The sequence below is a fragment of the Exiguobacterium sp. SH5S4 genome, from assembly GCF_004337045.1.
GTDB classification, from domain to species: domain Bacteria; phylum Bacillota; class Bacilli; order Exiguobacteriales; family Exiguobacteriaceae; genus Exiguobacterium; species Exiguobacterium aurantiacum_A.
In genome coordinates, this window is sequence record NZ_SJUQ01000033.1 from 21977 (window position 1) to 29516 (window position 7540).

Genomic DNA, 7540 nt, shown 5'->3' on the forward strand with positions numbered 1-7540 from the left:
TGCCCCTGCGGCAGGTCTACTTTTTTTCACGCGTCGACGGCGCGGAGAGGAAGGCTTGCCAGAATCCCGAAACAGCTATACAATTAGGTATGAAAAACGAACATGTGTTCGAATATGAGGTGACTGACATGTCAACAAAACTATTTAATTATAATGAAGACGCCATCCAAGTGCTCGAAGGGCTCGCTGCCGTTCGGAAACGACCAGGGATGTATATCGGCTCGACCGACCATCGCGGGCTGCACCATCTCGTCTACGAGATCGTCGACAACGCGATCGACGAGGCGCTCGGCGGGTTCGGTGACCAGATCGATGTGACGATCCATAAAGACGATGCCATCACGGTCCGTGACCACGGACGTGGTATGCCGACCGGGATGCACGCCTCGGGAAAACCGACGCCGGAGGTCATCTTCACGGTCCTCCATGCCGGCGGAAAGTTCGGCCAAGGCGGCTACAAGACGTCAGGCGGACTGCACGGGGTCGGCGCCTCGGTCGTCAACGCGCTCTCGAGCAAGCTGCTCGTCACGATCTATCGCGACGGCAAGGTGTTCGAGCAGACGTTCGCTGACGGCGGTGTGCCACAGACGACGCTCCTCGAGACGGGGAAAGCCCGCCAGACCGGGACGAGCGTCTACTTCAAGCCGGATACAAGCATCTTCTCGACGACGACGTATAACTACGACACGCTCGCCGAACGGCTCCGAGAGTCGGCTTTCCTATTGAAAGGGTTGACGATCACGTTGACCGACGAACGCTCGGACAAGCAAGAGACGTTCCATTACGAGAACGGGATCGCCGAGTTCGTCCACTATTTGAATGACGACAAAGCGACGCTCCACCCGACCGTCTACTTCGAAGGGACCGAGAACGACATCGAGCTCGAACTCGCCTTCCAGTTCACGGACGCCTACTCGGAGAACGTGTTGTCGTTCGTCAACAACGTCCGCACCCGGGACGGCGGGACGCATGAAGTCGGCGCCAAGACGGCGATGACCCGGATCATGAACGAGTACGCCCGCAAAAACGGCTTGTTGAAAGAAAAAGACAAGAACCTCGACGGTGGCGACGTCCGTGAAGGGTTGACGCTCATCGTCTCGGTCCGGATCCCGGAGGAGTTCCTCCAGTTCGAGGGACAGACGAAGTCGAAACTCGGCTCGCCTGAAGCCCGTGCCAGCGCAGACGCCGTCATGGCCAAGCAGCTGACGATTTTCCTCGAGGAGAACCCGCAGATGGCGACGATGCTCATCAAGAAAGCGATCCGCGCGGCCCAGGCCCGTGAAGCGGCCCGGAAAGCGCGTGAAGAGGCGCGTAACGGCAAGAAAAAGAAACGTTCGAGCATCTTGAACGGGAAACTGACGCCGGCGACATCAAAAAACGCCGCCAAGAACGAGCTGTTCCTCGTCGAGGGGGACTCGGCCGGCGGTTCGGCCAAACAAGGCCGTGACCGGACGATCCAGGCGATCTTGCCGCTCCGCGGGAAGGTCATCAACTCGGAGAAGTCGAAACTCAATGACATCATGAAAAATGAGGAGATCAACACGATCATCCACGCGATCGGCGCCGGGGTCGGACACGATTTCGATCTCAGTGACTGCAACTTCGACAAAGTCATCATCATGACCGATGCCGATACGGACGGGGCCCATATCCAAGTGCTCTTGCTGACGTTCTTCTTCCGTTACATGCGACCGCTCGTCGAGGCGGGCAAAGTGTTCGTCGCCTTGCCGCCGCTCTATCGCATCTCGAAAGGGAAAGGCAAGTCGGAGCAGTTCGAATACGCCTGGGACGAGGAAGCGCTCGAGAAACTCGTCAAAGTGTACAAAAAAGGCTATATCATCCAGCGCTACAAAGGTCTCGGTGAGATGAACGCCGATCAACTGTGGGAGACGACGATGAACCCGGACACACGGACACTCATCCGCGTGACGATCGATGACGCTGCCGTCGCCGACAAGCGCGTCTCGGTGCTCATGGGGGACAACGTTGCCCACCGCCGCGAATGGATCGAGGAGAACGTCGCCTTCGGGCTCCAAGAAGATGATTCGATCATCGCCAATGAACATGTGACTAAAGCGATTGAGGAAGTGATGTAACGATGTCGACGATTCAACACATTTTAAACTTGTCGCTCGAACAGGTCGTCGGAGACCGTTTCGGGCGTTACTCGAAATATATCATTCAAGACCGGGCGCTCCCGGACGCGCGCGACGGGCTCAAGCCCGTACAGCGCCGGATCTTGTATGCGATGCACCATGAAGGCAACACGAACGACAAGGCGTACCGGAAATCGGCCAAGACGGTCGGGAATGTCATCGGGAACTACCACCCGCACGGTGACTCTTCTGTCTATGAGGCGATGGTGCGTCTGTCGCAAGACTGGAAGCTCCGCTACCCGCTCATCGATATGCACGGGAACAACGGCTCGATGGACGGCGACTCGGCTGCCGCGATGCGGTATACCGAGGCACGGCTGTCGAAGATCGCCGGTGTCATGCTGACGTCGATCGCGAAGAACACGGTCGACTATACGCCGAACTTTGACGATTCGACCGAGGAACCGCTCGTGTTGCCGTCACTCCTGCCGAACCTGCTTATGAACGGGACGACCGGGATCTCGGCGGGGTATGCGACCGAGATCCCACCGCACAACTTGACCGAGGTGCTCAATCTCGCCATCGCCCGACTCGCCGGCGAAGTCGAGACACCGAATGACGCCTTCCGTTACATGCAAGGTCCCGACTTCCCGTCCGGTGGCACGGTCATGGGCAAAGACGGCATCTTGAAAGCGTTCGAGACCGGTAAAGGCAAGATCATCATCCGCGCCAAATCGGTCATCGAGCCACTCAAGGCCGGCCGTGAACAGATCACGATCACCGAGCTCCCGTATGAGGTGAACAAGGCCAACCTCGTCAAGAAGATGGAAGAGCTCCGTCTCGACAAGAAAGTCGAAGGCGTCGCCGAAGTCCGTGACGAGACCGACCGGACCGGGGTCCGCGTCGTCATCGAATTGAAGAAAGAAGCGGACGCGGAAGGTGTGCTCCACTTCTTCTTGAAGCATACCGACCTGCAGCTCGCCTATAACTACAACATGGTCGCGATCGTGCAGCGGACACCGAAACAGCTCGGTCTGTTACCGATCATCGATGCGTATTTGAAACACGTCGAGGAAGTCGTCACCCGCCGGACGACGTTCGAGCTCGAACAGGCGAAGAAACGCGCCGAGATCGTCGACGCGCTCGAACAAGCCATCTCAGTGCTTGACGAGACGCTCGAACTGATCCGTTCGGCCAAGGACAAGTCCGAGGCGAAGCAGAAGCTCATGGATCGCTTCTCGTTCACGGACCGTCAAGCCGAAGCGGTCGTCATGCTTCAATTGTATCGTTTGACGAACACAGACATCGTCGAGCTCCAAAAAGAAGCGAAAGTGTTGCAAAAAGAGATCGCGCGCCTCGCCAACATCTTGAACGTCGACGCGACGAAGCGGAAACTCATCTCAAAAGAGTTGACGGCGCTCCGCGACGAGTTCGGTGATGAGCGGCGTTCGGTCATCGAGGCCGAAGTCGAAGAATTGAAACTGAAGACCGAGGTCATGATCGCCGTCGAAGAGACGATGGTGTTCGTCAGCCGCGACGGCTACGTGAAACGTTCGTCGATGCGCTCATACGGCGCCTCGAGCGAGGATATGCCGGAGATGAAACAAAAAGACCGGTCCGTCCTCCTCACACAGGCGATGACGACCGACCACTTGCTCGTCTGGACGAACAAAGGCAGCTACCTGCTCATCCCGGTCCACCAGATCCCGGAGACGAAATGGAAAGACGCGGGCCAACACGTGGCCAACCTCGTGCCGATCGAAGGCGAGCAAGTCGTCTCGGCCGACGTCGTCTCGACGTTCGAGACGGACGCGCACTGCCTGTTCGTCACGAAAGACGGCATGGTCAAACGGACACCGCTCCGTGACTATGACGCCCAGCGCAAGTCGAAGGCGCTCATGGCGCTGAAACTGAAAGGGGACGACGAGGTCGTCTTCGCCGGCATCAGTGACGGTCCAGGCCAACTCTTCCTCGTCTCTGAGCGTGGATACGGGCTTTGGTTCAAAGAAGACGACGTCCCGGTCGTCGGACAGCGTGCCGCCGGTGTCAAAGCGATGAACTTGAAAGACGGTGACGTCGTCGCCGACGCGTTCGCCTTCTTCACACCGCCTCTGTTCGTCCTCGTGACGCAACGCGGAGCGGTCAAGAAGATGAAGCTCGAGGACCAATTCGACTGCACGAACCGCAACTTGCGTGGCACGATGCTCATCCGTGAGGTCAAATCAAAACCGCACCAGATCCGCCGCGTGCTGCCGGTGCATGGGGATGAGACGATCCACATCGTCGGCAAAGAGACCGCGAAGACGGTCAACGCGAAACAACTGACACTGCTCGACCGCTACGCCAACGGCTCATTCGTCTTCGACGAGGAGACGTTCGGTGACATCGAGGACGTCTATCTCGATTGATTCAGCAAAAGCCTGCACACGCGACAGTATATGTCATGTGTGCAGGCTTTTTTTGTCTCTATTCGTCTTTGTCAGTCATGGAACGCTCTAAGATACCGTTCCAAGTCCGTCTGTTGAAGCAAATGGTGTCTGGTGTGCATCTCGATGAGCGTGTACCACTCTTGCGCGTTCAACCAGCCGAAGCCGCCATGTAGCGCTTTACAGTTCGGGTCGGCCGCGTGAATCATCGGCGCACACTTCTTCAACCGTGTGATGAGGTCGTCAAGACGGCGTTTCAAAGCTTCACGGCTATCGGTATTGTCGGGCGGGGCGTTCATTTCGTCCGGTAGTTTGATTTTAATAGGGGGGAATCCACCGTCGCTAAACAACAGCTACCCAAACTCGGTCTTCCCGAGCGGTTGGTGCTCAGCATTCGTCAGACATGCTTCCATCTCGTCTAGATACTCATGGGCGACGACGATGATATGGTCATACATCTGCCCGATCGACCAAACATCCGTGAGCCGGGTGTCGTAAACTCCAGACTGGCGCGACAAATACTTTCTTGCGGGAGCGGGTATTATGAAAAGGAACAATCAAGCCCGATGGCGAATGGGATAAGCAGGACAAACGATGGAGGGATTTCTATGTCAGACTGGCTCACTTGGGCCAAACGGCTACAAGCACTGTCGCAAGCGGGCTTGACGTTCACGAAGGACGAGTTCGACCGCGAGCGTTATCTCGAGCTCCAGGAGATTGCGACCGATATGTTCGAACGACAGTCGAACCTCGCCTTGCATGAGATCACTGAACTGACGCACGTCAACGGCTACCCGACACCGAAGCTCGACGTACGCGGTGTCGTCTTCCGAGACGACGAGTTGCTGCTCGTGCGTGAGCGGTCGGACGGGCTGTGGACGCTGCCAGGCGGCTTCTGTGAGGTCGGGCTGTCACCGTCAGACAATATCATCAAGGAAATCGGGGAAGAGGCAGGCTTTGATGTCGCCCCGATGCGCCTCGTCGCCTTGTTCGATATGCACCGTCACCCGCACCCGCCGTTGTCACAACATTATTATAAACTGTTCATCGAGTGTGAGCTGATCGGCGGGGAAGCTCAAGTCAGCCATGAGACGAGCGAGATCGGCTTCTTCTCGCGTGACGCCTTGCCGCCGTTGTCGCTCGCCCGCAACACGCTCGAACAGCTCCATATGTGCTTTGACGCCCGGTGGCAGGACGATTGGGTCACACTGTTCGACTAGGAAAGGGGAGGTCTTATGAAAGTCACACGGATTGAAGATGTCCACCAGCTGACGTTCTATTCACCCGTCTTGCCGATCAACGTCCAATTGATCGAGAAAGAGCTCGGCCTCGTCTTGATCGATACCGGGTTGAAGCAGAACGCCGCTGACATTTTAACGTATATCGAGGCACAAGACCGCCCCCTCCTCGCGATTTTGCTCACCCACGCCCACGGGGACCACGTCGGTGGGGTCGATACGATCCTGAAGGCGCATCCACACGCCGAGCTTTACGTCTCACGCCGTGACGCCCGCTTGTTAGCAGGGGACCGAACGACGGACTCAGGTGAGCGGCCACTCAACATAAGAGGCTCGTTGCCGCCGATCCGGTCGCTACCGGACAAGCTGCTCGACCCGGGTGAGCGGCTGTTCGGTCTTCGCGTCTATGCCGCCGCCGGCCACACCCCGGGCTCGATTGCTTATTTCGATGAACAGCATCGCCTGTTGTTCGCCGGTGACGCGTTCCAATCACATGGGGGAGTCGCAGTGGCAGGGGACACGCGTCCGTTGTTCCCGCTCCCGGGTCTGGCGACATGGGACAAGCGGGCCGCGGTCGACCATGCCGAGCGGTTGCTTGACTTGGCGCCGCGTCATACGTTCGTCGGCCACGGCAAAGCGCTTGAAGGCACACATCGGCTCTATTTGGCACTGAAACGAGCTAAGCGTAAGCAAGCCCGTCGCTTTTCACGATAATCTTTGGGGGTATGACAGATGGAGTTACGGGAGATTCGGACGACGGATTACCGGCAAGCCGAGCAAATGCTCGAGATTCAACGGAACGCCTATGCGGTCGAGGCCGAACTGATCGGATTTGACGAGATTCCGGCCCGATATGAGACGGTCGAGGTCATTCAAAACTTGCCGGGTCTGAGCTACGGCTTATACAACGAGGAGCGGATGATCGGGTTTGTGACGATCGAGGCGGCCGAGAACACGGTCGAGATCACGAAGCTGTGCATCGATCCGACATACTTCAGGGCGCGGCTCGCGACGACGTTGTTAGAACACGTGCTCAGTCTACACGAGGACAAACTTGTCTACGTGCATACCGGCAAACATAACGGTCCGGCCAAACGATTGTATTCGAAGCTTGGCTTCGAGCCGAGCGCCGAGTTCGAACCGGAACCAGGTGTCACATTGATCCGGTTTACGCGAATTTGATCCCGATCTCATAATTTCAGATTCTGTCTCACTACTTTAAGTATACTAAAGGATTGAGACAGAGTTTTATTTTTACTGATAATATATGTTATGTAAACTAATAAAATTTGAACCGATTCCCTGATAGTTTTCAGGACTCACCTGCTTCCCACGTTCACGTGATCAGTTATGTTGGCAGGTCGTGCTTCCCTTAGCCACCGATTCGTTTTGTTTTTCCTCGCTCAGACGTTGGCACAGCTTGATTTCGTTCAGATTTTATAAAATGCATCCTCTTTTCAGCCAGTCATAGATCGGTTTCTGGACATCCTCAAGCGCAATAGGAATGTTCGTCTTGGGATCCCATTTTGTCGTTATCGAAATACTGCCCATCACTTTTCCGCCTTTCTTCTCAATCCTTTTTGTAATTGAATCGATAACCTGTTGGGGAACTTTTTCATCACCTTTAGTTATGAACAGCCAAACTTTCTTGTTTGAACTGAACCCTGAATGATAGACACTTGATAAAAAGTGCTCATTCAGGGTTTTTTGTGTGCGGTCGAATCGATATAATGAACCTATTCATTCAGACGGGGGAACGCATCCATGAGTAAAATCATCT

7 protein-coding genes are annotated in these 7540 nt (G+C 56.0%); 5 read left to right on the top strand and 2 right to left on the bottom strand.

Annotation, left to right across the window (positions count from 1 at the left end; all coding sequences use genetic code 11):
• Positions 1-128: 128 nt before the first annotated feature.
• Positions 129-2096, top strand: coding sequence for a DNA topoisomerase IV subunit B (gene parE / locus EVJ32_RS14365; protein WP_131458887.1), 1968 nt, complete (start codon positions 129-131; stop codon positions 2094-2096).
• 2 nt (positions 2097-2098) lie between these two features.
• A complete protein-coding gene (gene parC, locus EVJ32_RS14370; RefSeq protein WP_131458888.1) occupies positions 2099-4504 on the top strand; it encodes a DNA topoisomerase IV subunit A in 2406 nt (801 codons plus the stop codon).
• Between the two features lie 71 nt (positions 4505-4575).
• Here parC and EVJ32_RS16325 read toward each other — a convergent pair whose 3' ends face one another.
• Complete coding sequence (locus EVJ32_RS16325) at positions 4576-4821, bottom strand: DinB family protein (protein WP_370276278.1); 246 nt, start codon at positions 4819-4821, stop codon at positions 4576-4578.
• Between the two features lie 54 nt (positions 4822-4875).
• Positions 4876-5040 (bottom strand): hypothetical protein, encoded by a 165-nt coding sequence (locus tag EVJ32_RS16330; RefSeq protein WP_201739081.1) that lies wholly within the window; start codon positions 5038-5040, stop codon positions 4876-4878.
• Positions 5041-5130: 90 nt separating this feature from the next.
• On the opposite strand from EVJ32_RS16330, the gene EVJ32_RS14380 reads away from it, so the two are divergent.
• From EVJ32_RS14380 to EVJ32_RS14390, 3 genes are read left to right on the top strand one after another with little or no spacing between them, the layout of a single operon-like run.
• A complete protein-coding gene (locus tag EVJ32_RS14380) occupies positions 5131-5742 on the top strand; it encodes an NUDIX hydrolase (RefSeq protein ID WP_071397532.1) in 612 nt (203 codons plus the stop codon).
• A 15-nt stretch (positions 5743-5757) separates the two neighbouring features.
• Entirely contained in the window at positions 5758-6474 is a 717-nt protein-coding gene (locus EVJ32_RS14385) for an MBL fold metallo-hydrolase (protein ID WP_070327246.1), read from the top strand.
• 18 nt (positions 6475-6492) lie between these two features.
• Positions 6493-6942, top strand: a complete 450-nt coding sequence (locus tag EVJ32_RS14390; RefSeq protein ID WP_016508735.1) for a GNAT family N-acetyltransferase — start codon at positions 6493-6495, stop codon at positions 6940-6942.
• The last annotated feature ends 598 nt before the right edge of the window (positions 6943-7540 follow it).